We start from the raw sequence: 25,004 nt of genomic DNA, 5'->3' as shown, positions 1-25,004 counted from the left end.
CGTAAGGACCGGTGCGCGTCCGGGGAACCAGCGGGGTCCCAAGGAAACCGCACTGTGACGGTTGTCGCTTCTGGGGCGTACGAGCAACCGAACACGGGACCACGGCGTGCGGTGGGCCGTTCGGCTCCGGCCCCGCGGCTCAGCCGGGCGCCCCTCGGCCGGTGTACGCGAACGGCCGCGCCCCCTCAGCCGGTGTACCGGTAACTGGCCGATGCCTGCTCGAACAGTCGTGTCACCTCGTCCCGCTCGGCCTCCGGCCCGCGTACCTGGACGACGTGGTAGCGCCCGTCGAGAAGCAGCGCGAGGTTGCGGACGAACAGCTCGCGTCCGTCGTCGGTCGTCCAGGTGAACTGCCCCTCGGCCATGGTCCGTCCCCCCACCTGGATCGTGCGCAGACCCGAGGCGGTGGCCCAGCTGGAGTCGCGGTACGGCTGGAGTTCGCTCTCCTTCTCCCGCTGGTAGGCCATCGGGTCGCTGCCGTGCCGCGCCGCGGTGTCGCGCCCTGGCACGAGGACCAGTTCGAAGCCGCCGTGCGCGTAGACGACCTGGCCGCGTCCGTTCTTCGGGGTGCGCCCCCATCCGTTGGCGACGGCGACCTGGAAGCCCTCCGCGTCCGTGCGCAGGGTGAAGCCGTCGGCTACGGCCCCGGAGCCGGACTGCGGGCCGGTCGCCCCGGATCCGGCCGAGGTGGAGGCGCTGTTGCCGGTGGCGTCGGGGATCGGCGAGCCCTGGTCGTCGGGCCGGGGCTCGCTGCTCGCCCGCGGTGTCTGCTCGACCTGGCCGACGGCCCCGGTCTGCCCGGACGCGCCCGCGCCGCCGGTGCCCTCCTCGTCGGCCTTGGGCATGAACAGCACCGCGTAGGCGATCGCCGCGGCCATCGCCAGCAGGACGAACACGAGCAGGACGCGGCCCAGGCTGCGGGGCGAACGGGCGGGTTCCCGCCGGGCCCGCTTGTGCCGCCCGCTGGTCGCCGGCAGCCCCGCACGCCGTCTGCGCACCAGCTCGCCCTTGCGGCGCACGATCGGCAGCCGACGCGGGTCGACGGGTGGCGCGGCGACGACATGGGCGCCCGCCTCGGGTTCGGGCGCCGACCGCACCAGCGACCGCAGCCAGCCGCGCAGTTCCTCGAAGCCCAGACGCTCGGTGGGGTCCTGGCGCAGCAGCGACTCCACGACCGGACGCAGCGGCCCGCACTCCTCGGCGAAGGCCGGCGGCTCGGCGCACACCAGCTGCACCAGCTCGGCCGTCGACTCCTCCGGGTACGGGGCGTGCCCCTGGACGGCACGGAAGAGCAGCGCGCCCAGCGCCCACAGGTCGGTCGCGGGCCCGATGGGCGCGGCCAGCTGCCAGTTCTCGTGCACGGGCCCGGCCTGTTCCGGAGCCCACCGCTCGGTGACGGGTCCGACGACGGCCATCCGCGCCTGTCGTGCCCGCTCGGCGGCCAGCGCCGTGGCCGGCCCGCGCCGCGCCCCCGACCCGGCCGCCTCCGGCTCGTCCCAACCGGCACCCGGCGCACCGCCCTGCGCGGGCACGGGAGCCTGCTCCACGGGCCGCACGCCGTAGGGGTCGGCGACCTGTCCCGGAACGGTCTGTCCCGGGGCGCCTCGGCCCCCGCCGCCCGTCCCCCGGTCCCGCCCGCTCCCGAGCGCGTACGGCGACGACGCGCCGTCGGCCCCGGTGTCGCCGTCGGCCGGGGTACGGGCTCCCGGCAGCGCCGCCCGACCGCTTCCCTGCGTCTCCTGCACCCGGGCGGCCGCCCGCGCGCCCGCCCGGTAGGCGGCGATCGCCCCGGCCCGGGCGGCACGAATGTCGTCGCCGGTCTCCACGGCCCTGCGCGGCACCGCGCCCGAGGCCGTGCCGCCGCGGGGCGCCGGCTCGGCACCGGCCGCGGGCAGCCTGCCCGTCGCGCGCGCCTCGATCGCCGCCCGCCGCGCGGCTTCGGGGTCGACGCCCCCGGCGGTCCCGCCGGGGGCGGCCGGAAGGCCGGCTCCCCCCGGACCGCCGAACGTGCCGTGGCCCGCCGGCCCGGGTCCTGCGCCGTCCTCGGCGTCGTCCACCGGCCTCGGGTCGTATCCGCACAGCGCCTCCTCCGCCGCCCCTACGGCCAGCCCGGTCAGCATGACCCGGCCGTCGTCGCAGACCAGGACGGTGCGTGCGGTGATGTTGCGGTGCACCCAGCCGTGGGCGTGCAGCACCCGGAGCGCCATGAGCACGTCGGAGGCGACCTCCGCCGCCCGGTACGGCGTCAGGGGCTTTTCGGCGAGCAGCGCCGCCAGCGGCCGCGCGGCCACCCACTCACTCACTATCCACAGGGAGCCGCCCTCGGCGAACACGTCGAAGACCTGGTCGAGCCGTGGATGGTCGGGGATGCCCGCGGTGGCCTGCGCCGCCTCCACCGCCCGCCGTACGACCGGATCTCCCGGCCGCCGTGGGCCGGTCCCCGCGCCCGCGCGACCCGTCGGGTCCCAGGTCGTGCGCTCCCGCGCGGTGAACCCCTCCGGCAGTCCCTCCGCGTCGAGCACCTCGGCCTCGACGATCTCCGGCAACGGCACCTGACGGACCAGGACTTCCTGTCCGCTGTAGGTGTCGAAGGCCCGGGTCTCGGTGAGTTCGTACTCGTCGGCGGGCGGCAGCGGCAGCCGGTAGCGGTCGGCGAGTACCCGGCCCGCGTAGTCGTCCACGTTGCCTCCCCCGGCCGCCCGGTCGGTCAATTCCGTTCGTCCTGCGGCTCGTTCCCAGCCGCGGCCGGCCGAATCCAGCCGGACTGCTGGATGCGTACGGTCCGCAGGCACTCACGATACGTGCCGTGGGCAACCTGCAAAGGGTGATGCCAGATCTCACGCGCCGAAGTCGGCGGACCGCCTCGCGCTACTTCTTCGGCGTGAACGTCTCCGTCAGCGTCCGCCAGGTGCTCCCGCGCAGGTCGCCGTCCCACGCGGCGGACTTCGCCGTGTACATCAGCGCGTACCCCTGGTGGTCGTCGACGACGAACCCGCGGTCGATGGTGCGGTACGCGGTGCCGCCGTCGACGTAGGTGAACTCCCAGTCGGCGGTGTTCCAGCCGCGGTAGTCCACCTTCTCAATGCGGATCCTCTCGTACTTCGAGCGCTTCATGGAGCGCTCCTGGTTCTCCCAGTCCGCGACCGGGTCGTCCTTGGGCGTGGTCGTCCAGGCGACGAGCAGCTTCTGCCCGTCGGGCCCGGTGAACCGGTCCCCCGCGGAGTCCGAGGACGTGTACTTCCAACCGGTGGGCAGCCCGATCGAGTACCCCTGCTTGCCGGAGTGGGTGATCGCCGCCCGGGTCTTCTCGGTGGCGGAGACGTCGGAGCCGGTGCTGCCGCTCGGGGTGGTGCCGCCCGCGGGGGTGCCGCCGGCGGCCGAGCCGGCCTCGGCGGACCGGGAGGACGCCGACCCGTCGGTGCGGGTGCCGCCGGCCTGGTCCTCCTTGGTGCCGGAGCTCGCGCTGCCGCCGGCGACCGTCCGGGCACCGCCCCCCTGGGCGCCGTCCGCCTTGCCGTCGCCACCGCTGAGCACGATGGCGAGCACGGTGCCGAGCACCGCGAGCACCACCACCACGGCGATGATCACCAGCGTCCGCTTGGGCACCACATCGGTGAGCGGCGCCCGGGGCACGGGCCGCGGCGGCAGGTCCGGCGGCGTCATCACGGGCCACCCGGAACTCCGGCCCCCGGTCCCGCCGCTCGTCCCGCCACCGGCGCCGTACGCTCCCTGGGCTCCCTGGGCTCCCTGGGCTCCCTGGGGCCGGCTGCCGTGCGCGGCGGCCGCTGAACCGGACACCGCGACAGGCGCGGAGGCCGCCTTGGTCGTGGACCGCGCCGGAGCCGCCGTCGGTGCGGAGGGCTTCACCCGGGCCGGAGCCGCGGGCGGCGCGGGGTTCGCGGCGGTGGTCGCCCCGGCGCCGCTGTCCGGCCCGCCGCTCCTCCTGGCCTCGTCCGTGCCCACGGCGCCCGAGGCGGCCGTGCCGTTCGCCGACCTGGCGCGGGACGCGGCCGCCGAGGTCGCCGCCCCGGCCGCCTTGCGCACAGACCGCAGCGCACCGCGCAGCTTCTCGGCCGCCTCGCCGCCCGACGAACTCCCCCTGCCGTCGCCGCCGTCCGGCTGCAACGGCAGCGGCACGAGCTTGGTGGCGTCCGCCGGCTCGGCGTCCTTCGGGTCGGGCGCGTGGATGACCGCGTTGAGCATGGCCCGCGCACCGGCGTCGTCGAGCCGCCGCGCGGGGTCCTTGGTGAGCAGGCCGTAGATGACGTCCTTCAGCGGACCCGCGTTCTTCGGCTCCTCCAGCGGTTCGGTCATCACCGCGGTGAGTGTCGCGATCGCGGAGCCCTTGTCGTACGGGGGCGTGCCCTCGACCGCCGCGTACAGCAGACCGCCGAGCGACCACAGGTCGGCCGCCGGTCCCGGCTTGTGCCCGCGGGCCCGCTCCGGGGAGATGTAGGAGGGCGCGCCGACGAGCATGCCGGTGGAGGTGATGGACGGGTCGCCCTCGACCTGGGCGATGCCGAAGTCGGTGAGCACGACCCGGCCGTCCTCGGCGATCAGCACGTTGGACGGCTTCACGTCACGGTGCAGGATGCCCTCGCGGTGGGCCGAACGCAGCACGTCCAGGATCGCGAGCCCGACCTCCGCCGCGCGCCGCGGCTCGAGCACGCCGTCCTCACGGATGACCTCGGCGAGCGACTTGCCCTCGACGAGCTCCATCACGATCCACGGCCGGTCGTCCTCGTCGACCACGTCGAAGACCGTCACCGCACTGTTGTTGCGGATCCGGGCAATGGCTTTGGCCTCGCGCAGCGTCCGCGTGATCAGCCGGCGCTTCTCCTCCTCGTCGATGTTCGACGGGAACCGCAGCTCCTTGACGGCGACCGTCCGCCCGAGGGTCTCGTCCTCCGCGCGCCACACCGTCCCCATGCCGCCGCGGCCGAGTACGTCTCCCAGCCGGTACCGCCCGGCGAGGAGACGTGCGCTCTTGTCCTGACGGGATGTCCCCGCCCGCTCCGCCTCCGACATGCGTCCCCTCATGCAACCCGCCCTGACAGAGCCTTCATTGTCCCTCACCCGACAAGTGCCCGACGCCCAGGGTGCCCCTCAAGCCACCCGCGGACCGGCGCATTTCGGCCAGAAAGCGCAGCAAGCACCGGCCGAAAGGTGCCGTACGCTCCCGACCAGAGAGCGGAACGGACCCTTCCGGCAGGCCGGTACCCGGCGAACCGCCCGCGCCGGTGCCCTGCATGATGGGCGGGACAGGAAGGGAGGACCGGCGATGGCACCGCTTCGGCGCCTGTGGGCCCTCCCCGTGGCGCTGGTCCTGCTCGGCCTGACCGCGGCGGGCTCCCGGGCGACCCCGTCCCCCTCGGCGGAGTCGCTCCTGCCCCTGCTCCTCACCCGGGGCAAGGCCCCCGCCGCGGCCCTGCTCGCCCGCGACGGGACGGGCGACGACCGCTACGCCCAGGCCGGCCGGGACGTCTCCCGGGCCGACCACTTCCGGGCCGGCAGCATCACCAAGACCTTCCTGGCTACCGTCGTGCTGCAACTGGCGGCCGAGCGGCGGCTGTCACTGTCGGACCCGGTGGAGCGACACCTGCCCGGCCTGGTGCGCGGGGCCGGGAACGACGGGCGCGCGCTGACCCTGCGTTCCCTGCTGACCCACACCAGCGGCCTGTACGACTACACCCGGGACACCGGGGCGTCCGTCCCCGTGACACCGCTTCAGGCGGTCCGTATCGCACTCACCCACCCTCCGGCCGACCGCGGCCGCTTCGCCTACTCCAACACCAACTACGTCCTGCTCGGCCTGGTCGTCGAACAGGTCACCGGCCGCTCCTACGCCGCCGAGGCCGAGCGGCGCATCATCGCTCCGCTGGGTCTGACCGGCACCTCCTTCCCGGGATCCCGCACTTCTCTGCCCTCCCCGCACGGCCGTGCCTACGCCACCGACGGAACCGACGTCACCTCACTCGACCCGCGGGTGGCCGGGGCCGCGGGCGAGCTGGTGACCACGCTCGCCGACCTGGACCGCTTCACTTCGGCGCTCCTGGGCGGAGAGCTGCTGCCCCCGCGCCGGCTGCGCGAGATGCTCGACACCCGCACCGCACACGGCTCGTACGGCATGGGGCTGTTCCCGGTACGGCTGACCTGCGGAGTGACCGTGTGGGGACACAACGGCCGGATCTCCGGCAGCTACGTGCGCACCGCAGCCACCGTCGACGGCCGACATGTCCTCACCTTCCGCGTGAACACGACCGCGATCGCAGACCCCCGCCTGGAACCGGTCCTGCTCGCGGCCGAGTTCTGCCCTCGCACTTCTTGGAACGAGCCGCCCCCGAACGGAGATCCCGGCGCCCTACACCCGTTCGAGTGAACCGCCCGACCGCCCGACCGCCCGCCGGGGCCGCCCTCCGACGGCCCTTCAGGACGCCCGCCGAGACCGCCCGCCGGGCGTCCGGACTCTGCCGTGACCGAGCCTTTGCCGCAGCAGCCCCGTCTCGGTCCGCAGCCCGGCCTCCGCCACAGCTCAGCCATCGTCCGCAGCCCGACGCTTCTGCCGACAACCCGACCCCTGCCCACCGCCCGACACCACCGCCGACGACCCGGCCTCGGCCGGCAGCCCGACGCTTCTGCCGGTAACCCGACCGCTGTCGGCGGTCCCGCCCCCGCCGCAGCCCGGGCGCTCGCCGGCCGTCAGCCCGGTGTCCTCACAGCGGGACGATGTCCGGTGCTCCCAACCGCGCCGCGTCCGCCGTCAGGTCGTCCGGCTGGCGCTGGGACTCCCGCTCGGCCTCCACCCGCTTCTCGTAGTGCTGGACCTCGCGTTCGATCTGGTCCTTGTCCCAGCCGAGGACCGGCGCCATCAGCTCGGCCGCCTCACGGGCGCTGCGCGTGCCCCGGTCGAAGGTCTCGATGGAGATCCGGGTTCGCCGGGTCAGGACGTCGTCGAGGTGGCGCGCGCCCTCGTGCGAGGCGGCGTAGACGATCTCGGCGCGCAGGTAGTCGTCGGCTGCGTGCAGCGGTTCACCCAGCGAGGGATCGCCGGCGATGAGGTCGAGGACCTCCTCCGCCAGCGAGCCGTACCGGTTCAGCAGGTGCTCGACCCGCACGACGTGCAGCCCGGTGCGGGCGGCTGTGCGCGCCCGCGCGTTCCACAGCGCCCGGTAGCCCTCCGCACCCAGCAGCGGCACGTCCTCGGTGACGCACTCGGCCACCCGCAGGTCGAGGCCGTGCACGGCCTCGTCGACCGCGTCCTTGGCCATCACCCGGTAGGTCGTGTACTTGCCGCCCGCCACCACGACGAGCCCCGGCACGGGGTGGGCGACGGTGTGTTCGCGCGACAGCTTGCTCGTGGCGTCCGACTCGCCCGCCAGCAGCGGCCGCAGACCGGCGTACACGCCCTGGACGTCGTCCCGGGTGAGCGGCACCGCGAGGACGGAGTTCACGTGGTCCAGCAGATAGTCGATGTCAGCGCTGGAGGCGGCCGGGTGGGCCTTGTCGAGGTCCCAGCCGGTGTCGGTGGTGCCGACGATCCAGTGCCGGCCCCAGGGGATGACGAACAGCACGGACTTCTCCGTGCGCAGGATCAGGCCGGTCGAGGAGTGGATGCGGTCCTTCGGTACGACGAGGTGGATGCCCTTGGAGGCGCGGACGTGGAACTGTCCCCGCTCCCCCACCATCGCCTGCGTGTCGTCGGTCCACACGCCCGTGGCGTTGACGATCTGCCGGGCGCGGATCTCGTACTCGCCGCCCGCCTCGACGTCCTGAACGCGCGCGCCCACGACCCGTTCGCCCTCGCGCAGGAAGCCCGTCACGCGCGCGCGGTTGGCCGCCCTGGCGCCGTAGGCCACCGCCGTGCGCACCAGCGTGGCGACGAAGCGCGCGTCGTCCATCTGGGCGTCGTAGTACTGCAACGCGCCGACCAGCGCGTCCTTCTTCAGGGCCGGGGCTATGCGCAGGGCGTGACGGCGGCTCAGGTGGCGGTGGACGGGCAGGCCCCGGCCGTGACCGCGGGCCATGGACATCGCGTCGTACAGCGCGACGCCCGATCCGGCGTACAGGCGCTCCCAGCCCTGGCGCTGGAGCGGGTAGAGAAACGGCACCGGCTTCACCAGATGTGGAGCAAGCCGCTCCAGCAGCAGGCCGCGCTCCTTCAACGCCTCGCGGACGAGGGCGAAGTCGAGCATCTCCAGGTACCGCAGGCCGCCGTGGATCAGCTTGCTGGACCTGCTCGACGTGCCCGACGCCCAGTCACGGGCCTCGACCAGTCCCGTGGACAGGCCGCGCGTGGCGGCGTCGAGGGCCGTGCCCGCGCCGACCACACCGCCTCCCACGACCAGCACGTCCAGCTCGCGATCGGCCATGGCCGCCAGTGACTCGGCTCGCTGCGCCGGCCCCAGTGTCGCTGTCCTCACCGCTGCCTCCCGCTGTTCGGTCGCGCCGGCCGCACCCTTCAGGGCGAGGCCCGGTTCGTCTCCGCATCCCCCATGCCCAGATTCTGACCGTGTTGCCCGACTCCAGCCACCACTCACCCCCAGCCTGTGGACAACTCTCACGGAACATCCGGATCCGCCCCGCTGACGAGCGGGGCGGCACGAGAAGGCCCCCCAACACAGCCGATCAATCCCGCATATCGGTCATATTTACTCCTAGTCTGACATTGCGCTCGCCCATCCTGTCCACCGGGCTTGCGCACCTGTCCCGCTTCGGTTACTGGGAAGGACGGCCCACGCCATGCCCGCAGATCTCGCCGTCATCGGACTCGGCCCGCTCGGAGTGCCCCTGGCCCAGGCCGCCGTGACCGCCGGCATCGTCACGCTCGGCTACCGCACCGGCCCCGAGGCGGGCACCCTGAGCCCCGCGGAACTGCGTCGGATGCTCGCAGGGGGCTTCCGTCCCGCCACCGACCCCGCCGCACTGGGCCGGGTGCGCACCGCCGTCATCTGCGCCCCTACCCCGCGCGACGCGGACGGCGGACTGGACCTCAGCCAGGTGGAGGCGGCCGCCCGCACCCTCGCCGGTCATCTGCGCCCGCACACCACCGTGATTTTGGAGTCGCCCGTCTACCCCGGGACGACCGAGGAGTTCCTGCGCCCGCTCCTGGAAGAGGTCTCCGGCCTGCGCGCGGGCCGCGACTTCCACCTCGCGTACTCGCCCAGCCGCGTCGAGCCCGGCCGACGCGACTTCACCCCGACGACCACCCCCAAGGTCATCGGCGGCCTCACCCCCGCCTGCACCGAGTCGGCCGCCGCCTTCTACGGCCGACTCACCGACAAGGTGGTACGCGCGCGTGGCCTGCGGGAGGCGGAGACCGTGCAGCTTCTGGAGACCAACTTCCGGCACGTCAACATCGCGCTCGTCAACGAGATGGCCGTCTTCTGCCACGACCTGGGCGTCGACCTGTGGGACGTCATCCGCTGCGCCGAGACCAAACCGTTCGGGTTCCAGGCGTTCCGCCCCGGTCCTGGTGTCGGCGGCCACTCCGTCCCCCTCGACCGGGCCGGCCACCCCGGCAGCCCCCTGCGCATGGTGGAGATCGCCCAGCAGGTCAACAACCGCATGCCGCGCTATGTCGTCCAGCGCGCCGCCGCCCTCCTCAACGAGCACGGCAAGTCCGCCCGCGGCGCGCGCGTCCTGCTCCTCGGCGTCACCTACAAGCCCGATCTCGCCGACCAGCAGAACACCCCCGCGCACGAGATCGCGATCCGGCTCATGGAACTCGGCGCCGCCGTCAGCTACCACGATCCCCACGTCCCGTCCTGGAACGTCCTCGACCGCCCGGTCCCCCGCGCCGACTCCCTCTACGAGGCCGCCGCCGACGCCGACCTGACGATCCTCCTCCAGCAGCACCGCACGTACGACCTGCAGGGCCTGTCGGTGAAGGCGCAACTGCTGTTGGACACGCGGGGGGCCACACCCACGGGGGCCGCCCACCGGTTGTGAACGAGGCCAGGCCCGCCCCTCGCCCCCGCCCCCGCCCCCGCCCCCGCCCCCGCAGGACACGGTCTGCCCAGGCATCCGCCCCCCGCACCACGGCCTGCCCGCCGCATCCGCCCCCCGCCGAACGCCGTGGGTACGGCCACCCGGACACGCCGAAGGGGCCGGTCGCCTCACGCGCGTGAGGTGACCGGCCCCTTCCTGTTTCCTGCCGGGCTGTGGGGTCAGCGCCGGTGGACCGAGTCCGCCACCGTCACCTCGACGCGCTGGAACTCCTTCAGCTCGCTGTAGCCGGTGGTGGCCATGGCGCGGCGCAGGGCGCCGAAGAAGTTCATCGAGCCGTCCGGGGTGTGCGAGGGGCCGGCGAGGACCTCCTCGAGCGTGCCGACCGTGCCGAGGTCGACCTTCTTGCCGCGCGGCAGCTCCTCGTTGACCGCCTCCATGCCCCAGTGGTGGCCGCGGCCCGGCGCGTCGGTCGCGCGGGCGAGCGGGGAACCCATCATCACGGCGTCGGCGCCGCAGGCGATCGCCTTGGGCAGGTCGCCGGACCAGCCGACACCGCCGTCCGCGATGACGTGCACGTACCGGCCGCCGGACTCGTCCATGTAGTCACGGCGGGCCGCCGCGACATCGGCCACGGCCGTGGCCATGGGGACCTGGATGCCGAGCACGCTGCGCGTGGTGTGCGCGGCGCCGCCGCCGAAGCCGACCAGGACGCCCGCCGCGCCGGTGCGCATCAGGTGCAGGGCGGCGGTGTAGGTGGCGCAGCCGCCGACGATCACCGGGACGTCCAGCTCGTAGATGAACTGCTTCAGGTTCAGCGGTTCGTGCGAGCCCGACACGTGTTCCGCCGACACCGTCGTACCGCGGATGACGAAGATGTCCACGCCCGCGTCGACGACGGCCTTGGAGAACTGGGCCGTGCGCTGCGGGGAGAGCGCCGCCGCGGTGACCACACCCGAGTCGCGCACCTCCTTGATGCGCCGGCCGATCAGTTCCTCCTTGATGGGCGCCGCGTAGATCTCCTGCAGGCGGCGGGTGGCCTTCTCCGCGGGGAGCTTGGCGATCTCGTCGAGCAGCGACTGCGGGTCCTCGTACCGGGTCCACAGGCCTTCGAGGTTGAGCACGCCGAGGCCGCCCAGCTCGCCGATGCGGATCGCCGTGGCCGGGGAGACGACCGAGTCCATGGGAGCGGCCAGGAAGGGCAGCTCGAACCGGTAGGCGTCGATCTGCCAGGCGATCGAGACCTCCTTCGGGTCCCGCGTACGGCGGCTGGGGACGACGGCGATGTCGTCGAAGGCGTACGCCCGGCGGCCGCGCTTGCCGCGCCCGATCTCGATCTCAGTCACGTCTGTGGCCTTTCCCTGATGCGTTGCAGCGTCTTCCAGTATCGCCGACGGGTACGACGAGGGCGGCCCCGGATCGTCCGGGGCCGCCCTCGACGAGCCCGGCGCCGGTCCGGCGCCTGCTCGCGCGTCTACTTGCTGCTGTAGTTCGGCGCTTCGACGGTCATCTGGATGTCGTGCGGGTGGCTCTCCTTCAGGCCCGCCGAGGTGATCCGGACGAAGCGGCCCTTGGACTCCATCTCCTCGATGGTGGCGGCGCCCACGTAGCCCATGGTCTGGCGCAGACCGCCGACCAGCTGGTGCAGCACGTTGGCCAGCGGGCCGCGGTAGGGCACCTGGCCCTCGATGCCCTCGGGCACGAGCTTGTCGTCGGCGGCCACCTCGGCCTGGAAGTAGCGGTCCTTCGAGTACGACCTGCCCTGGCCGCGGGACTGCATGGCGCCCAGCGAGCCCATGCCGCGGTACGACTTGAACTGCTTGCCGTTGATGAACTGCAGTTCGCCCGGGGACTCCTCGCAGCCGGCGAGGAGGCTGCCCAGCATGACCGTGTCGGCGCCGGCGGCCAGCGCCTTGCCGATGTCGCCGGAGTACTGCAGGCCGCCGTCGCCGATCAGCGGGATGCCGGCCGGGCGGGCCGCGAGGGAGGCCTCGTAGATGGCGGTGACCTGCGGGACGCCGATGCCGGCGACGACGCGGGTCGTGCAGATCGAGCCGGGGCCGACACCGACCTTGATGCCGTCGACACCGGCGTCGATCAGGGCCTGGGCGCCGTCGCGCGTGGCGACGTTGCCGCCGATCACGTCGATGCCGACGCTCGACTTGATCTTCGACATCCAGCTCAGGGCGTTGCTGTTGTGGCCGTGCGAAGTGTCGACGACCAGGAAGTCCACGCCGGCCTCGGTGAGGGCCTGGGCGCGCTCGAGGGCCTCGGGGCTTGCGCCGACGGCGGCTCCGACGAGCAGACGGCCCTCGGCGTCCTTGGCGGCCCTCGGGTACTGCTCGGCCTTCACGAAGTCCTTGACCGTGATGAGGCCCTTGAGGACGCCCGCGTCGTCGACCAGCGGAAGCTTCTCGATCTTGTGGCGGCGCAGCAGCTCCATGGCGTCGGTGCCGGAGATGCCGACCTTGCCGGTGACCAGCGGCATCGGCGTCATGACCTCGCGCACCTGGCGCGTGCGGTCCGTCTCGAAGGCCATGTCGCGGTTGGTGACGATGCCGAGCAGCTTGCCGGCCGGGTCGGTGACCGGGACGCCGCTGATGCGGAACTTGGCGCACAGGGCGTCGGCCTCGGCCAGCGTCGCCTCGGGGTGCACCGTGATCGGGTCGGTGACCATGCCGGACTCGGACCGCTTGACCAGGTCGACCTGGTTGACCTGGTCCTCGATGGAGAGGTTGCGGTGCAGCACGCCGACGCCGCCCTGGCGGGCCATCGCGATCGCCATGCGGGACTCGGTCACCTTGTCCATCGCCGCCGAGAGCAGCGGGATGTTGACCCGGACATTGCGGGAGATGCGGGACGAGGTGTCGACCGCGTTGGGGAGCACCTCGGATGCGCCCGGCAGCAGCAGCACGTCGTCGTAGGTCAGCCCGAGGGTCGCGAATTTGTCGGGCACTCCGTCGACGTTGGCAGTCATGACACCTTCCCCAAATGGCCTTGATCGGTGCGGATGCCCATGCTAACGGGAAGCGCACCGCCCGAATTCCACGGTCCGACGTGGCTCCGGGCTTCGTATGTTCGTACGGGAACGACGGGGGGCCTGTTCACCGAAGGGACTACTGCTCGGCGAGAGCCCGCAGTCTGCTCAGGGCGCGGTGCTGGGCCACCCGGACGGCTCCGGGTGACATTCCCAACATCTGGCCCGTCTCCTCCGCCGTCAGGCCCACCGCGATGCGCAGCAGGAGCAGCTCCCGCTGGTTCTCGGGCAGGTTGGCCAGCAGTTTCTTCGCCCATGCGGCGTCACTGCTGAGCAGGGCCCGCTCCTCCGGGCCGAGGGAGTCGTCGGGGCGTTCCGGCATCTCGTCGGACGGGACCGCCGTCGAGCCGGGGTGGCGCATCGCCGCACGTTGGAGGTCGGCGACCTTGTGGGCGGCGATGGCGAAGACGAAGGCCTCGAAGGGCCGCCCCGTGTCCTTGTAGCGCGGCAGGGCCAGCAGGACCGCCACGCAGACCTCCTGGGCGAGGTCCTCGACGAAGTGGCGCGCGTCGCCCGGGAGGCGGGACAGCCGGGTGCGGCAGTAGCGCAGCGCCAGGGGGTGGACATGGGCGAGCAGGTCGTGGGTCGCCTGTTCGTCGCCGTCCACGGCGCGGTGCACGAGTCCGCCGATCGCCCCCTGGGCGTGGGCCGGCTCGTCATCGCGCATCGGTCCATGGTGCCCTGCGGCCGGAGCAGCCGCGGCACCGTGCCCGTCGTTGTGCACCGAAGCGTTATGAGCAGGTGCGCCGGAACTCATCCCCTGCGCCCTCCCCTCCCGCTCGACCGACTCGTCCCCGAGGAACTCCACACCTCAAGGATGCGGCATCCGCGGCGAAACGAGCAGCGCGCATCCGCCGTGACCCTGTGCAGCCCCCGTCGACCGGCCGGCGGACGGGGGTTTCCCGCAGGCACGACCCCACGCGAGCAGGGAGGTCCACTCATGCCCCGCTCCCCTTCGCTGAGGTCGGCTCGCTCCGCAGGAGCGCCTTGGGTGTGCCCGGCGGACGCCCGGGCCCGCCGCCCCGCCGCGTCGCGGGGGCCGCGGGTTTCCGGCGCGCCCTGCCGGGTGGGACCGGACGGCCGTGGTCGTCGGGCCGGGCTGAGAATTCCCGGCTCGCCCTCGGGTGGGGACGAGCACGTGCGCTCGCCCGCCCTCGGGCGGCGGTGAGCATGTCCGCTCGCCCACGGGCGGACAGGGAACCCCCCGTTCGTCCGGTGAGCCGCCACTCGAGCTCGGACGCCGATCGCTCACGCGCGAGAGCACCTCGTCGGCCGACGATCACAGGGCCGGTGCCCGAGCCGGTTTCGGAGCCGGAGCCCGGCGGACTCCGCCGTTCACGTGGAGGGCCGGTCCGTGGGACGTTGCTCCGCGGCCCGTGACGGTGGGTGCTCGGGTCGGTCCGGACCCGCAATCCCTCGGGCGCGTACCGGCGACTCCGTCGATCCGGGTCCGCGCCGACGGCTTGCCCCGCCGGGGTGCGCACCGGCCGATCCGCCGATCGGTACGGGCGCGTCCCCCGCGGCGAGCCGCCGAGTCCACCGGTCCGTCCGGTGCGCCCTCGGCCCGTACGACGGCGGGTTCAGCGGACGAGCCCCCACCGGAACCCGAGCGCCACCGCGTGCGCGCGGTCCGATGCGCCGAGTTTCTTGAACAGGCGGCGGGCGTGGGTCTTGACGGTGTCCTCGGAGAGGAAAAGCTCGCGGCCGATCTCGGCGTTGGAGCGGCCGTGGCTCATGCCCTCCAGGACCTGGATCTCACGCGCGGTGAGCGTCGGGGCGGCGCCCATCTCGGCGGACCGCAGCCGGCGCGGGGCGAGCCGCCAGGTGGGGTCGGCGAGGGCCTGGGTGACGGTCGCGCGCAGCTCGGCGCGGGAGGCGTCCTTGTGCAGGTAGCCGCGCGCTCCGGCGGCGACCGCGAGGGCGACGCCGTCGAGGTCCTCGGCCACGGTGAGCATGATGATGCGCGCGCCGGGGTCGGCGGACAGCAGCCGCCGGACGGTCTCGACACCGCCCAGTCCGGGCATGCGCACGTCCATCAGGATGAGGTCCGAGCGGTCGGCGCCCCAGCGGCGGAGGACTTCCTCGCCGTTGGCCGCCGTCGTCACGCGCTCGACGCCGGGTACGGTCGCGACCGCGCGGCGGAGCGCCTCTCGGGCAAGCGGGGAGTCGTCGCAGACGAGGACGGATGTCATGGCCGCCCTCCGCAGCTGATGCGCGTCACCTTGTGCCTCCAGGCTGGTACGTATCGTCACCTGTGCGGTCGACCGTCTCGGACGCCTGCCCGAGCGTTTGTGTTCTCAACCGCCTCCGCACTCTCAACGACGGTCACTCGAAAGAGTTACGGGGCTGCGTGCACTCTTCGGCACTCTACGTGAGGGCGCGGACACGGTGGAGGCAGCCGCGCGGACCCTCAAGCTTTCATCACAACCGGTGCCCCGTTTAGCCCCATTTCTTCCCATTTACTGGTGTCTGAGGCTAGATTCGCAATGGGTCATATTTTCATCTCCTTAGATCGTAGTTGTACGGTCGTGGGCACCGTATCCGCTCAGAACGGCTACAAGGGGTCACGCTATGGCAGATTTCTCCCGCCTTCCCGGACCGAACGCGGACCTGTGGGACTGGCAGCTGCTGGCTGCCTGCCGCGGGGTGGACAGTTCGCTCTTCTTCCATCCGGAGGGCGAGCGCGGGGCGGCGCGGAGCGCTCGCGAGAACTCGGCCAAGGAGGTCTGCATGAGGTGCCCGGTCCGCGCGCAGTGCGCGGCGCACGCGCTGGCGGTGAGAGAGCCGTACGGCGTGTGGGGCGGGTTGACCGAGGACGAGCGCGAGGAACTCATGGGGCGAGCGCGCCACCGCCTGGTGTCGGCGTCGAGTGGCGGGGACACCGCTTCGAACGACTGAAGGAACGTTTCTGCACAGTGGATCGCCGCACGGAGCGTCACCAAGAGCGCTTCGTCGCGGGAGGGGGACGCGCGTGTGCCCCTCTTTTTCTGTGGGCGCGCCCCGCCGCGTTTTCGCGTTTTCTCTGTCCGGCGCGCCTTGTCGCGTCTTCTCCGTCGGCGCGCCCGTCGTGTCTTCTCCGTCGCGCGCCCACCGCGTCTTTTCCGCCGCGAGGCTGCCGCGCTACCGCGCCGCCGCCCGCTCCAGGTGTTCCAGCGTCGCCGCCACGGCCGGGACCTGGGCCAGGTCGGGCAGCGTGAGCGCGACGATCTCCCGGCGCACCGCCGGCTCCAGCGTCACCGCGCGCGCCCCGCGCGGCCGTACGGACTCGATCGCGAGCTGGGGCAGGACGGCGACGCCGAGGCCCGCGCCGACCAGGCCGGCGACCGCCGGGTAGTCGTCGGTCGCGAAGTCGATGCGGGGGGTGAAGCCCGCGTCCTGGCACACCTCCACCAGTTGGCCGCGACAGCGCGGGCAGCCAGCGATCCAGGGTTCCCGGGCGAGTTCGCCGATGGCGAGGGACTCCGCGCGCGCGAGGCGGTGCCGTTCGGGCAGGAGAGCCACCAGGCGGTCGGTCAGCAGGGGGCGGACGACCAGGTCGGCCCATTCCTCGGCGCCCGGCGCGCCCTCGTAGCGGAAGGCGAGCGCCACGTCGCAGTCGCCGGCCCGCAGGGTGTCGACGGACTCGGGGGGCTCGGCCTCCTCCAGGGAGACCCGCGTGCCGGGGTGAGCGGCGCGCAGGGCGGCCAGGGCGGTGGGGACGAGGGTGGAGCTGCCGCTGGGGAAGGAGACGAGGCGGACCCGGCCGGCGCGCAGTCCGGCGATGGCGGCGACCTCCTCCTCAGCGGCGGTGAGTCCGGCGAGGATGCCGGCCGCGTGCCGCACGAGGGCCTCGCCCGCCTGCGTCAGGCGCATCTCGCGGCCGCTGCGGACGAGCAGGGGGGTGCCGACGGAGGCTTCCAGGGCCTTCATCTGCTGGCTGACGGCCGGCTGGGTGCAGCCCAGCTCGCGTCCGGCCGCCGAGAAGGAACCGCTGGCGGCGACGGCGCGCAGGACGCGCAGATGACGGGCCTCGATCATCCTCCGAGGATACCGGGCGTATAAGGGAGGCTTGGGCCCGGCGCCGGAAAACGCGTCGACACTTTGACCCGGGTCTCCTACCGTGCGTCCATGAGGCTTCTGTCTGTGAACGTGGGACGCCCCAAGAGCGTGCCGTACTCGAATCACCCCGACGGCGTCACGGGGATCGACAAGCAGCCGGTCGACGGACCCGTGCGGGTCGCGGCGCCCGGACCGAAGGGCACCGCGGGCAGCGGCCTGGCCGGGGACGCGGTGTGCAACCTGCGCCACCACGGCGGGAACGACCAGGCGGTGTACGCCGTCGCGCGGGAGGATCTCGACGACTGGGAGGGCGAGCTGGGGCGCGCTCTGCCGAACGGCGCGTTCGGGGAGAACCTCACCACCACCGGCCTGGACGTCTCCGGCGCGCGGATCGGCGAGCGCTGGCGGATCGGTTCCGAGGTGGTGCTGGAGGTGACCGCGGGGCGGATTCCCTGCATGACCTTCCAGGGCCATGTGGGTGAGCGGGGCTGGATCAAGCGGTTCACGCGGAAGGCCGCGACGGGCGCGTACCTGCGGGTGATCGTGCCGGGCGAGATCCGCGCGGGCGATCCGGTGGAGATCGTCCACCTGCCGGATCACGAGGTGACGGCGCGGATGCAGTTCCAGGCCGTCACCACGCACCGGGAGCTGCTGCCCCGCCTGCTGGCGGCGGGCGAGGCGCTGCACTCGGAGACCCTGGCGGCAGCGCGTGCGTACACGGTCGAACGGGGTGACTGACCGGGGCCGCTGAGCCGTTGTCACCCCGGGCGCGCGCACGGCGCCTTCACCTTCTGGAGGCGCGGTGCAGAGGCCGGGCGGTGTCGGTCCGGGTCACTACCCTTGCGCCATGACAACGGCTCTGATTACGGGTTCGACCGCGGGCATCGGTGCCGCGTTCGCGCGGCGGCTGGCGGCGGACGGGCACGACCTCGTCCTCGTCGCCCGGGACACCAAGCGACTGCGGGAGCAGGCGACCGAGTTGCACGACCGGCACGCCATCGAGGCGGAGGTGCTGACCGCCGACCTCGCCACGGACGAGGGCATCGAGGCGGTGGCGGCCCGGCTCGGCGACCGCAGGAACCCCGTCGACCTGCTGGTGAACAACGCGGGCTTCGGCAACAAGGGCCGCTACCTCGACGTCGCCATGGCCGACGAGCTGAGGATGCTCAAGGTGCACTGCGAGGCGGTGCTGCGGCTGACGTCCGCGGCGACGGAGGCGATGCGCGAGCGCGGGCGCGGCGGTGTGGTGAACGTGGCGTCGGTCGCGGCCTTCGTGCCGCGCGGGACGTACGGGGCGTCCAAGGCGTGGGTCGTGCAGTTCACGCAGGGGGCCGCGAAGGATCTGGCCGGCAGCGGGGTGCGGCTGATGGCGCTGTGCCCGGGGTTCGTGCGGACGGAGTTCCACGACCGGGCCGGGATGGGCACGGACAACATCCCGGGCTGGATGTGGCTGGACGCGGACAAGCTGGTCGCGGAGGCGCTGCGGGACCTGGCGCGCGGCAAGGCCGTGTCGATCCCGGACCCGCGGTACAAGGTGCTGATGGGCGTGGTGAAGGTGGTGCCGAGGGGCCTGCTCGGCGGGATCTCCTCTAAGACGGGACGCAAGTACGGGCCCCAGTAGCGGGGCGGGCGGTGAGCGGGTGGCGTCGGCGTTCCGGTGGGAAAATGGGCGTGACATGACCGGACCCAGGGGGGCCGGAGGCGGCGCCATGACGTTCGTACAGCTCATCGACTGCAGGACGAGCCGGTTCGACGAGATGAACCGGCTGTTGGACTCGTGGGTCGAACAGACCAAGGGGAAGCGGACCGCGACACACGCGCTCGTCGGCAAGGACCGGTCGGACGCGTCGCACCTGATCGAGATCGTGGAGTTCCCGTCGTACGAGGAGGCGATGCGGAACTCGAACCTCCCGGAGACCGACCGGATCTTCCGCGAGATGGTGGCCCTGTGCGACGAGATGCCGACCTTCACCGATCTCGAAGTGGTGCGGGACGAGCAGCTCAACCGTGGGGTGGCGCGGGAGTTCTTCGAGGAGGCCGGACGGGGTGACCTGGACCGGCTGTTCGAGCGGATCTCGGACGACTATGTCGACCACGACCCCGCCAATCCCCAGGACGTCGGAGTGCGCGGGGCGCGCGACGAGGTCGTCGGCTGGCGGCGCGGTTTCGACTTCTCGTTCCGGGTGGACGCCCAGATCGCCCAGGACGACCTGGTGTGCACGCGCTGGACCTGGGCCGGCAAGCACAAGGGCGACTTCCTGGGCATCCCGGCGACCGGGATGGACGTCACGATGACCGGCACCACCTGGCACCGGTTCCGGGGCGGGATGATCTGCGAGGGCTGGTGGCAGTACGACCGGGCGGGACTGATGGAGCAGCTGGGGGTACTCGGTCGGTAGCCGGTCCGAAGCCCGCGAGGGACGGCGAACGGGGAAGGCCCCCGCTCCGGGAAGGAGCGGGGGCCTTCTGCGAGCGGTTCGCTCAGTGGGAGTGGCCGTGGCCGTGGCCCGCGGCGGCCGGCTCTTCCTCTTCCTTCTTCTCGACGACCAGGGTCTCGGTCGTCAGGAGCAGGGAGGCGATGGAGGCGGCGTTCTCCAGGGCGGAGCGGGTGACCTTGACCGGGTCGATGACGCCGGCCTTGATCAGGTCGCCGTACTCGCCGGTGGCGGCGTTGAAGCCCTGGCCCTTGTCGAGCTCGGCGACCTTGGAGGTGATGACGTAACCCTCCAGGCCGGCGTTCTCGGCGATCCAGCGCAGCGGCTCGACGACCGCGCGGCGGACGACGGCGACACCGGTGGCCTCGTCGCCGGTCTTGCCCAGGCCGCCCTCGAGCACCTTGGCGGCGTGGACCAGAGCCGAGCCACCACCGGAGACGATGCCCTCCTCGACCGCGGCGCGGGTCGCGGAGATGGCGTCCTCCAGACGGTGCTTCTTCTCCTTCAGCTCCACCTCGGTGGCGGCGCCGACCTTGATCACGCACACGCCGCCGGCCAGCTTCGCGAGGCGCTCCTGGAGCTTCTCGCGGTCCCAGTCGGAGTCGGTGTTCTCGATCTCGGCCTTGATCTGCGCGACGCGGCCCTGGACGTCCTCGGACTTGCCGGCGCCGTCGACGATCGTGGTGTCGTCCTTGGTGACGGTGATGCGGCGGGCGGTGCCCAGCACGTCGATGCCGACCTGGTCGAGCTTGAGGCCGACCTCCTCGGAGATGACCGTGGCGCCGGTCAGGGTCGCCATGTCCTGCAGCATCGCCTTGCGACGGTCACCGAAGCCGGGGGCCTTGACGGCGACGGCGTTGAAGGTGCCGCGGATCTTGTTCACGACGAGGGTGGAGAGGGCCTCGCCCTCGACGTCCTCGGCGATGATCAGCAGCGGCTTGGAGGAGTTGGTCTGGATGACCTTCTCCAGCAGCGGCAGCAGGTCGGCGATGGAGGAGATCTTGCCCTGGTTGATGAGGATGTAGGGGTCCTCCAGGACGGCCTCCATGCGCTCCTGGTCCGTCACGAAGTACGGCGACAGGTAGCCCTTGTCGAAGGCCATGCCCTCGGTGAAGTCCAGCTCCAGACCGAAGGTGTTGGACTCCTCGACGGTGATGACACCGTCCTTGCCGACCTTGTCCATCGCCTCGGCGATGAGCTCGCCGACCTGCTGGTCCTGGGCGGACAGCCCGGCCACGGCGGCGATGTCGGACTTCTCGTCGATCGGGCGGGCCGACGCGAGAAGGTCCTCGGAGACGGCCTTGACGGCGGCGTCGATGCCCTTCTTCAGGGCGGCCGGGGAGGCGCCGGCGGCGACGTTCTTCAGACCCTCGCGGACCAGGGCCTGGGCCAGGACGGTGGCGGTGGTGGTGCCGTCACCCGCGATGTCGTTGGTCTTGGTCGCCACCTCCTTCACCAGCTGGGCGCCGAGGTTCTCGTACGGGTCGTCGATCTCGACCTCACGGGCGATCGTGACACCGTCGTTGGTGATGGTGGGGGCACCGAACTTCTTGTCGATGACGACGTTGCGGCCCTTGGGGCCGATCGTCACCTTGACCGTGTCGGCCAGCTTGTTGACGCCGCGCTCGAGGGCGCGACGGGCGTCCTCGTCGAACTTCAGGATCTTCGCCATGACAGCGGGAGCCCTCTCGGAATTATCGGGTGGAATGACACTGCGCCCCGGGCGCCCGGCTGATCAATGGTCGCGGGGGCCAGGGGCGCAGTGGTTCAAAGCAATGTGTGCTTCGAGATGACTTACTTCTCGATGATCGCGAGGACGTCGCGAGCCGAGAGGACGAGGTACTCCTCGCCGTTGTACTTCACCTCGGTGCCGCCGTACTTGCTGTACAGGACGACGTCGCCGACCTTGACGTCGAGCGGCAGGCGCTCGCCGTTCTCGAAGCGGCCCGGGCCCACGGCGAGGACGGCGCCCTCCTGGGGCTTCTCCTTCGCGGTGTCCGGGATGACCAGGCCAGAGGCCGTGGTCTGCTCGGCGTCGAGCGGCTGGACCACGATGCGGTCCTCGAGCGGCTTGATGGCAACCTTGGAGCTGGCGGTCGTCACGATCCGACCTCCCCCTTCGGAGATCTCACGGGGTTAACTGTCTGAGGTGGCGACCAGGTCGATCCGTCGTCGCGGGTGCCGGACCTGCCCGTCGCTGTGTTGGCACTCTCCAGGGGGGAGTGCCAGGGCTGAGACTATGACCGGGGTTAGCACTCGGTCAAGCGGAGTGCCAATGGCCGCCGCGCGTCGGCGGGTTTTCGGGGCGGACTCGCGGGTTGTTCCGGCTGCCGTCGGCCGGGGCGGGCGGTGCCGTGGACTGCCGCTCCACGGGCCCCGCCCGTCTCCACGGCGCCCTCCGGGCGGCGATCAGAGGTAGTCCTCCAACCGGCCCACCCTCAGGCCCTCTTCCCTGATGTGCCGCAGCAGACGGGTGGTGCGGTCGCGCAGGGCCGGCGCCGGGAACGCGTCGGGGTCCACGGCGATGACGTCGCCGGGGCGCAGGCGGTGGGGGCCGTGGGTGTAGGTGAGGTCGGTCGGGCCCATGCAGGCGCGCCACAGGACGATCGCGGTGACGCCGCAGTCGGCGGCGGCACGCAGCGTGGTGGTGTCGTAGGCGCCGTAGGGCGGGCGGAAGAGGCGGGGGCGCAGGCCGAAGCGGGAGCGCAGCTTGTCCTGCTGGCCGCAGATCTCGGCGCGCTGGCCGGCGTAGGGCAGGCCGCGCAGGGCCAGGTGGTCGAGGGTGTGGTTCTGCAGGCTCGCGCCGACCGCGCGCAGGCGGGCGAAGTGGGCGTAACCCGGGCCGGCGACGCTGTCGGTGAGGAACATGCTCACCGGGAGTCGGCGTTCGCGGACCAGGTCGATGAAGCGGGGGTCGCGTTCGGCGCCGTCGTCGTAGGTGAGGAAGACGACCCTGTCGCGGGTCGGGACGTGGTCCACGACCGGCGGGAGCACGGCGCGCGGGCCGGGGGCGGGCGGGGGCGCGGGGGGCGCGAGGCGGGCACAGCCCGTCAGGAGAAGCGCCGTCAGGGCCGCGGCCACCGGTCCCCGCCACCTCACAGGTAGTCCTCCAGGCGCGCCACCGCGTACCCCTTCGCGGTGACCAGGTCGAGGAAACGGCGGATCATGTCGGGCATCGTGCCCTTCCAGTCACCGCGACCGCGGAAGTGACTCAGGACGATGTCCCCGGGGTGCAGGTCGCGGTCCCACTCGCGGTACTCCCAGCGGTCGACGAAGACCTCCTCGCTCCACAGGGGCACGTACTTCACGCCGCATGCCTTCGCGGCGCGCAGGGTGGCGCCGTTGTAGTTGCCGAAGGGCGGCCGGAAGAGCTCGGGGCGGGTGCCGTAGCGCTTCTGGACGACGTCCTGCATGCCGCAGATCTCGCGCTTCTGGCGGCTGTACGACAGTCCGGGCAGGTAGGGGTGGTGGAGGGTGTGGTTGTTCAGCGACACCCCGGCGGCCTGCATCTTCTTGAAGTAGCCGTAGTCCTCCTTGACGAGGTAGTCGCTGAGGAAGGCGGTGTACGGGATCTTGAGGTCGCTCATCATGCGCAGGAACGCCGGGTCCTTCTCGGCGCCGTCGTCGATGGTGAGGAAGACGACCTTGTCCCGGGTGGGGACGGTGGTGAAGACCGGGGGGAGGTCGAGTTCCTCGTGGCCGTCGACCTCGAAGCCCTCGCGGGTGGTGATCCGCGGCTTGCGCTCGGGCGGGGCCGGGGCCGTCAGCGGAACCTTCTTCAGCCCCCACCGCCTCGCCGCGGCGGCCCGGGCGGCGGAGGCGGCGCGCAGGGTGGCGGCGTACGAGTGCAGGGCGCGGCCGGGCTGGGACCGGGGCGGCTCCTGGCCGGGGGCCGGGCGGCTTCCGTCGCCCCGGCCGCCCGGTGCGCAGCCGGAGGCGATGGCGGCGACGGCGAGGAGGACGAGGGCGCCGCGGACCCCGACGCGAGCCATCCCCGCATTATCGTTTTGTCCTACTGATCCGACTGATCCCATGGCGTCGGATCCTCGCAGTCCGCGTCGCCGGAACCGGGCCCGACACCGCGGGCGCGAGCGCACGGTCCACCGACTGGCCCACAATGAGCCGGTGAACGACCTCGCTCCCCTCCTCACCCCCGAGGGCCGCGCCCTCCTCGACGCCGTGCGCGGCACCGCCCCGGCCGACGAACTCACCGTCGCCACCCGGCTGCGCCGCGCGCATCCGGCCGACCTGGTGTCGGCGGCCCTCGGCCAGGCGCGGCTCAGGCAGCGGGCGGCGGCGAAGTTCGGGGCCGAGGACGCGGAGCGGATGTTCTTCACACCCCACGGGGTCGAGCAGTCGACGCGGGCGTCGGTCGCCGCCCACCGCGCCGGGCGGTTCCGGGAGCTGGGCGTGACCTCGGTCGCCGACCTGTGCTGCGGGATCGGCGGTGACGCGATCGCGCTGGCCCGGGCGGGGATCCGGGTGCTCGCGGTGGACCGGGACCCGGGAACGGCCGCCGTGGCGCGGGCCAACGCCGAGGCGCTGGGACTCACCGAGCTGATCGAGGTCCGGGAGGCGGACGTGACCGAGGTGGACACGGCCGCGTACGACGCCGTGTTCGTCGACCCCGCCCGCAGGGGCGGACGCGGGCGGATCTTCGATCCCGAAGCCTACTCGCCGCCCCTGTCCTGGGCGGTCGCCGCTGCGCTGCGGGCGCCGCGCGCCGCGCTCAAGGTCGCGCCCGGCATCCCGCACGACGCCGTCCCGGCCGAGGCCGAGGCGGAGTGGGTCTCGGACGGCGGGGACGTGAAGGAGGCGGTGCTGTGGTTCGGGACCGCGCCGGGCGCGGTGCGGGCGACCCTGCTGCCGGGGCCGCGCACCCTGCTCGGCGCCGGCCTGCCCGACCCGCACGTGCGGCCCCCGGGGCGCTACCTGTACGAGCCCGACGGCGCCGTGATCCGCGCGCACCTGGTCGCCGACGTCGCCCGGGAGGTCGACGGCGGCCTGATCGACGCCACCATCGCCTACGTCACCGCCGACGAACGGCACGTGACCCCGTACGCCACCGCCTACGAGATCACCGATCAGCTCCCCTTCAACGTCAAGAGGCTGAAGGCCCTGCTGAGGGAGCGGCGGGTCGGCGTCCTGACCGTGAAGAAGCGGGGGTCGGCGGTGGAACCGGAGGAACTGCGCAGGAAGGTCAAGCCGCAGGGGCCGAACGCGGCGACCGTGTTCCTCACCCGGGTGGCGGGGGCGCCGACCATGCTCGTCGGCCACCCCGTCTGACCGCCCGCCCGCACTGCGTCCGCCCCGCGCTCACCCCCGGTCGAGGGACTCCCACCGCCGCGTAGCCGCCGGTTCCCGGTGCGGCCGGCCCCGATGTGCACGACCATCGCCGTGTCGGAACGGGCGCCGGCGCTCTCCCCGCCGCCGAGTTCCCGGTGCTCCGCGCCGCCACGCGCGTCCGAGCCCAGGACCGGGATGCCGACGGCCGCGGTGGGCGACGGGCCCGCGGCGGCCGTGCCGGACGGGCTCGCGGGAACTCGCCG

19 protein-coding genes are annotated in these 25,004 nt (G+C 72.7%); 7 read left to right on the top strand and 12 right to left on the bottom strand.

Annotated features, from left to right (window positions below; genetic code table 11):
* Positions 1–185: 185 nt before the first annotated feature.
* Both ACZ4YY_RS19340 and ACZ4YY_RS19335 read right to left on the bottom strand, forming a co-directional pair.
* Complete coding sequence (locus ACZ4YY_RS19340; protein ID WP_468291229.1) at positions 186–2,681, bottom strand: protein kinase; 2,496 nt, start codon at positions 2,679–2,681, stop codon at positions 186–188.
* Between the two features lie 187 nt (positions 2,682–2,868).
* Positions 2,869–5,028 carry a serine/threonine-protein kinase gene (locus tag ACZ4YY_RS19335; protein ID WP_468291227.1) on the bottom strand — a complete coding sequence of 720 codons (2,160 nt, stop codon included), beginning with the start codon at positions 5,026–5,028 and terminating at the stop codon, positions 2,869–2,871.
* Positions 5,029–5,281: 253 nt separating this feature from the next.
* Between ACZ4YY_RS19335 and ACZ4YY_RS19330 the strand changes: the two genes are divergently transcribed.
* Positions 5,282–6,379 (top strand): serine hydrolase domain-containing protein, encoded by a 1,098-nt coding sequence (locus ACZ4YY_RS19330; protein WP_468291224.1) that lies wholly within the window; start codon positions 5,282–5,284, stop codon positions 6,377–6,379.
* Between the two features lie 334 nt (positions 6,380–6,713).
* Here the strand turns inward: ACZ4YY_RS19330 and ACZ4YY_RS19325 are convergent, their stop codons facing one another.
* The gene (locus tag ACZ4YY_RS19325; RefSeq protein ID WP_468291222.1) at positions 6,714–8,420 is read right to left on the bottom strand and encodes a glycerol-3-phosphate dehydrogenase/oxidase; all 1,707 of its coding nucleotides are present in this window, start codon (positions 8,418–8,420) and stop codon (positions 6,714–6,716) included.
* A gap of 319 nt (positions 8,421–8,739) precedes the next feature.
* Here ACZ4YY_RS19325 and ACZ4YY_RS19320 point away from each other — a divergent pair, with 319 nt between their 5' ends.
* Positions 8,740–9,948 carry a nucleotide sugar dehydrogenase gene (locus ACZ4YY_RS19320; RefSeq protein WP_468291219.1) on the top strand — a complete coding sequence of 403 codons (1,209 nt, stop codon included), beginning with the start codon at positions 8,740–8,742 and terminating at the stop codon, positions 9,946–9,948.
* Positions 9,949–10,166: 218 nt separating this feature from the next.
* Here the strand turns inward: ACZ4YY_RS19320 and ACZ4YY_RS19315 are convergent, their stop codons facing one another.
* From ACZ4YY_RS19315 to ACZ4YY_RS19300, 4 genes are all read right to left on the bottom strand, one after another.
* On the bottom strand, positions 10,167–11,291 hold the full coding sequence (locus tag ACZ4YY_RS19315) for a GuaB3 family IMP dehydrogenase-related protein (RefSeq protein ID WP_468291216.1): 1,125 nt from the start codon (positions 11,289–11,291) through the stop codon (positions 10,167–10,169).
* A 128-nt stretch (positions 11,292–11,419) separates the two neighbouring features.
* Positions 11,420–12,922, bottom strand: coding sequence for an IMP dehydrogenase (gene guaB / locus ACZ4YY_RS19310; protein WP_468291213.1), 1,503 nt, complete (start codon positions 12,920–12,922; stop codon positions 11,420–11,422).
* Between the two features lie 139 nt (positions 12,923–13,061).
* Positions 13,062–13,649 carry a sigma-70 family RNA polymerase sigma factor gene (locus tag ACZ4YY_RS19305; protein WP_468291210.1) on the bottom strand — a complete coding sequence of 196 codons (588 nt, stop codon included), beginning with the start codon at positions 13,647–13,649 and terminating at the stop codon, positions 13,062–13,064.
* 913 nt (positions 13,650–14,562) lie between these two features.
* Complete coding sequence (locus ACZ4YY_RS19300; protein WP_003948568.1) at positions 14,563–15,174, bottom strand: response regulator transcription factor; 612 nt, start codon at positions 15,172–15,174, stop codon at positions 14,563–14,565.
* 379 nt (positions 15,175–15,553) lie between these two features.
* Between ACZ4YY_RS19300 and ACZ4YY_RS19295 the strand changes: the two genes are divergently transcribed.
* Positions 15,554–15,880, top strand: coding sequence for a WhiB family transcriptional regulator (locus ACZ4YY_RS19295; protein ID WP_468291207.1), 327 nt, complete (start codon positions 15,554–15,556; stop codon positions 15,878–15,880).
* A 222-nt stretch (positions 15,881–16,102) separates the two neighbouring features.
* Here ACZ4YY_RS19295 and ACZ4YY_RS19290 read toward each other — a convergent pair whose 3' ends face one another.
* Positions 16,103–16,999, bottom strand: a complete 897-nt coding sequence (locus tag ACZ4YY_RS19290) for a LysR family transcriptional regulator (RefSeq protein WP_468291204.1) — start codon at positions 16,997–16,999, stop codon at positions 16,103–16,105.
* A 90-nt stretch (positions 17,000–17,089) separates the two neighbouring features.
* On the opposite strand from ACZ4YY_RS19290, the gene ACZ4YY_RS19285 reads away from it, so the two are divergent.
* From ACZ4YY_RS19285 to ACZ4YY_RS19275, 3 genes are all read left to right on the top strand, one after another.
* Positions 17,090–17,758, top strand: coding sequence for an MOSC domain-containing protein (locus tag ACZ4YY_RS19285; protein ID WP_468291201.1), 669 nt, complete (start codon positions 17,090–17,092; stop codon positions 17,756–17,758).
* A 109-nt stretch (positions 17,759–17,867) separates the two neighbouring features.
* On the top strand, positions 17,868–18,641 hold the full coding sequence (locus ACZ4YY_RS19280) for an SDR family NAD(P)-dependent oxidoreductase (protein WP_468291198.1): 774 nt from the start codon (positions 17,868–17,870) through the stop codon (positions 18,639–18,641).
* Positions 18,642–18,729: 88 nt separating this feature from the next.
* Positions 18,730–19,419, top strand: a complete 690-nt coding sequence (locus ACZ4YY_RS19275; RefSeq protein WP_468291195.1) for an ester cyclase — start codon at positions 18,730–18,732, stop codon at positions 19,417–19,419.
* Positions 19,420–19,501: 82 nt separating this feature from the next.
* On the opposite strand, the gene groL is transcribed toward ACZ4YY_RS19275, so the two are convergent.
* The 4 genes from groL to ACZ4YY_RS19255 all read right to left on the bottom strand — a co-directional run bounded on the left by groL (position 19,502) and on the right by ACZ4YY_RS19255 (position 23,447).
* Complete coding sequence (groL, locus tag ACZ4YY_RS19270; protein WP_468291192.1) at positions 19,502–21,127, bottom strand: chaperonin GroEL; 1,626 nt, start codon at positions 21,125–21,127, stop codon at positions 19,502–19,504.
* 122 nt (positions 21,128–21,249) lie between these two features.
* On the bottom strand, positions 21,250–21,558 hold the full coding sequence (groES, locus tag ACZ4YY_RS19265; protein ID WP_039652762.1) for a co-chaperone GroES: 309 nt from the start codon (positions 21,556–21,558) through the stop codon (positions 21,250–21,252).
* Between the two features lie 306 nt (positions 21,559–21,864).
* Entirely contained in the window at positions 21,865–22,554 is a 690-nt protein-coding gene (locus ACZ4YY_RS19260; RefSeq protein ID WP_468291188.1) for a polysaccharide deacetylase family protein, read from the bottom strand.
* Entirely contained in the window at positions 22,551–23,447 is an 897-nt protein-coding gene (locus ACZ4YY_RS19255; RefSeq protein ID WP_468291185.1) for a polysaccharide deacetylase family protein, read from the bottom strand. Before ACZ4YY_RS19255 ends, ACZ4YY_RS19260 begins: the two co-directional genes overlap by 4 nt.
* A gap of 133 nt (positions 23,448–23,580) precedes the next feature.
* On the opposite strand from ACZ4YY_RS19255, the gene ACZ4YY_RS19250 reads away from it, so the two are divergent.
* The gene (locus tag ACZ4YY_RS19250) at positions 23,581–24,741 is read left to right on the top strand and encodes a THUMP-like domain-containing protein (RefSeq protein WP_468291183.1); all 1,161 of its coding nucleotides are present in this window, start codon (positions 23,581–23,583) and stop codon (positions 24,739–24,741) included.
* Positions 24,742–25,004: the final 263 nt, after the last annotated feature.

This window comes from Streptomyces sp. NPDC030143, from assembly GCF_055573695.1.
The sequence above is the reverse complement of the archived record's forward strand: the minus strand, read 5'-3'. Positions and strand labels throughout refer to the sequence as shown.

What these genes read in the sequence shown, in the direction of transcription:
- ACZ4YY_RS19290 (WP_468291204.1), bottom strand. Translation starts at nt 16,999, where the DNA reads ATGATCGAGGCCCGTCATCTGCGCGTCCTGCGCGCCGTCGCCGCCAGC.
- guaB (WP_468291213.1), bottom strand. Translation starts at nt 12,922, where the DNA reads ATGACTGCCAACGTCGACGGAGTGCCCGACAAATTCGCGACCCTCGGG.
- ACZ4YY_RS19305 (WP_468291210.1), bottom strand. Translation starts at nt 13,649, where the DNA reads ATGCGCGATGACGAGCCGGCCCACGCCCAGGGGGCGATCGGCGGACTC.
- ACZ4YY_RS19320 (WP_468291219.1), top strand. Translation starts at nt 8,740, where the DNA reads ATGCCCGCAGATCTCGCCGTCATCGGACTCGGCCCGCTCGGAGTGCCC.
- ACZ4YY_RS19335 (WP_468291227.1), bottom strand. Translation starts at nt 5,028, where the DNA reads ATGTCGGAGGCGGAGCGGGCGGGGACATCCCGTCAGGACAAGAGCGCA.
- ACZ4YY_RS19285 (WP_468291201.1), top strand. Translation starts at nt 17,090, where the DNA reads ATGAGGCTTCTGTCTGTGAACGTGGGACGCCCCAAGAGCGTGCCGTAC.
- ACZ4YY_RS19295 (WP_468291207.1), top strand. Translation starts at nt 15,554, where the DNA reads ATGGCAGATTTCTCCCGCCTTCCCGGACCGAACGCGGACCTGTGGGAC.
- ACZ4YY_RS19330 (WP_468291224.1), top strand. Translation starts at nt 5,282, where the DNA reads ATGGCACCGCTTCGGCGCCTGTGGGCCCTCCCCGTGGCGCTGGTCCTG.
- ACZ4YY_RS19275 (WP_468291195.1), top strand. Translation starts at nt 18,730, where the DNA reads ATGACGTTCGTACAGCTCATCGACTGCAGGACGAGCCGGTTCGACGAG.
- ACZ4YY_RS19255 (WP_468291185.1), bottom strand. Translation starts at nt 23,447, where the DNA reads ATGGCTCGCGTCGGGGTCCGCGGCGCCCTCGTCCTCCTCGCCGTCGCC.
- groL (WP_468291192.1), bottom strand. Translation starts at nt 21,127, where the DNA reads ATGGCGAAGATCCTGAAGTTCGACGAGGACGCCCGTCGCGCCCTCGAG.
- ACZ4YY_RS19280 (WP_468291198.1), top strand. Translation starts at nt 17,868, where the DNA reads ATGACAACGGCTCTGATTACGGGTTCGACCGCGGGCATCGGTGCCGCG.
- ACZ4YY_RS19300 (WP_003948568.1), bottom strand. Translation starts at nt 15,174, where the DNA reads ATGACATCCGTCCTCGTCTGCGACGACTCCCCGCTTGCCCGAGAGGCG.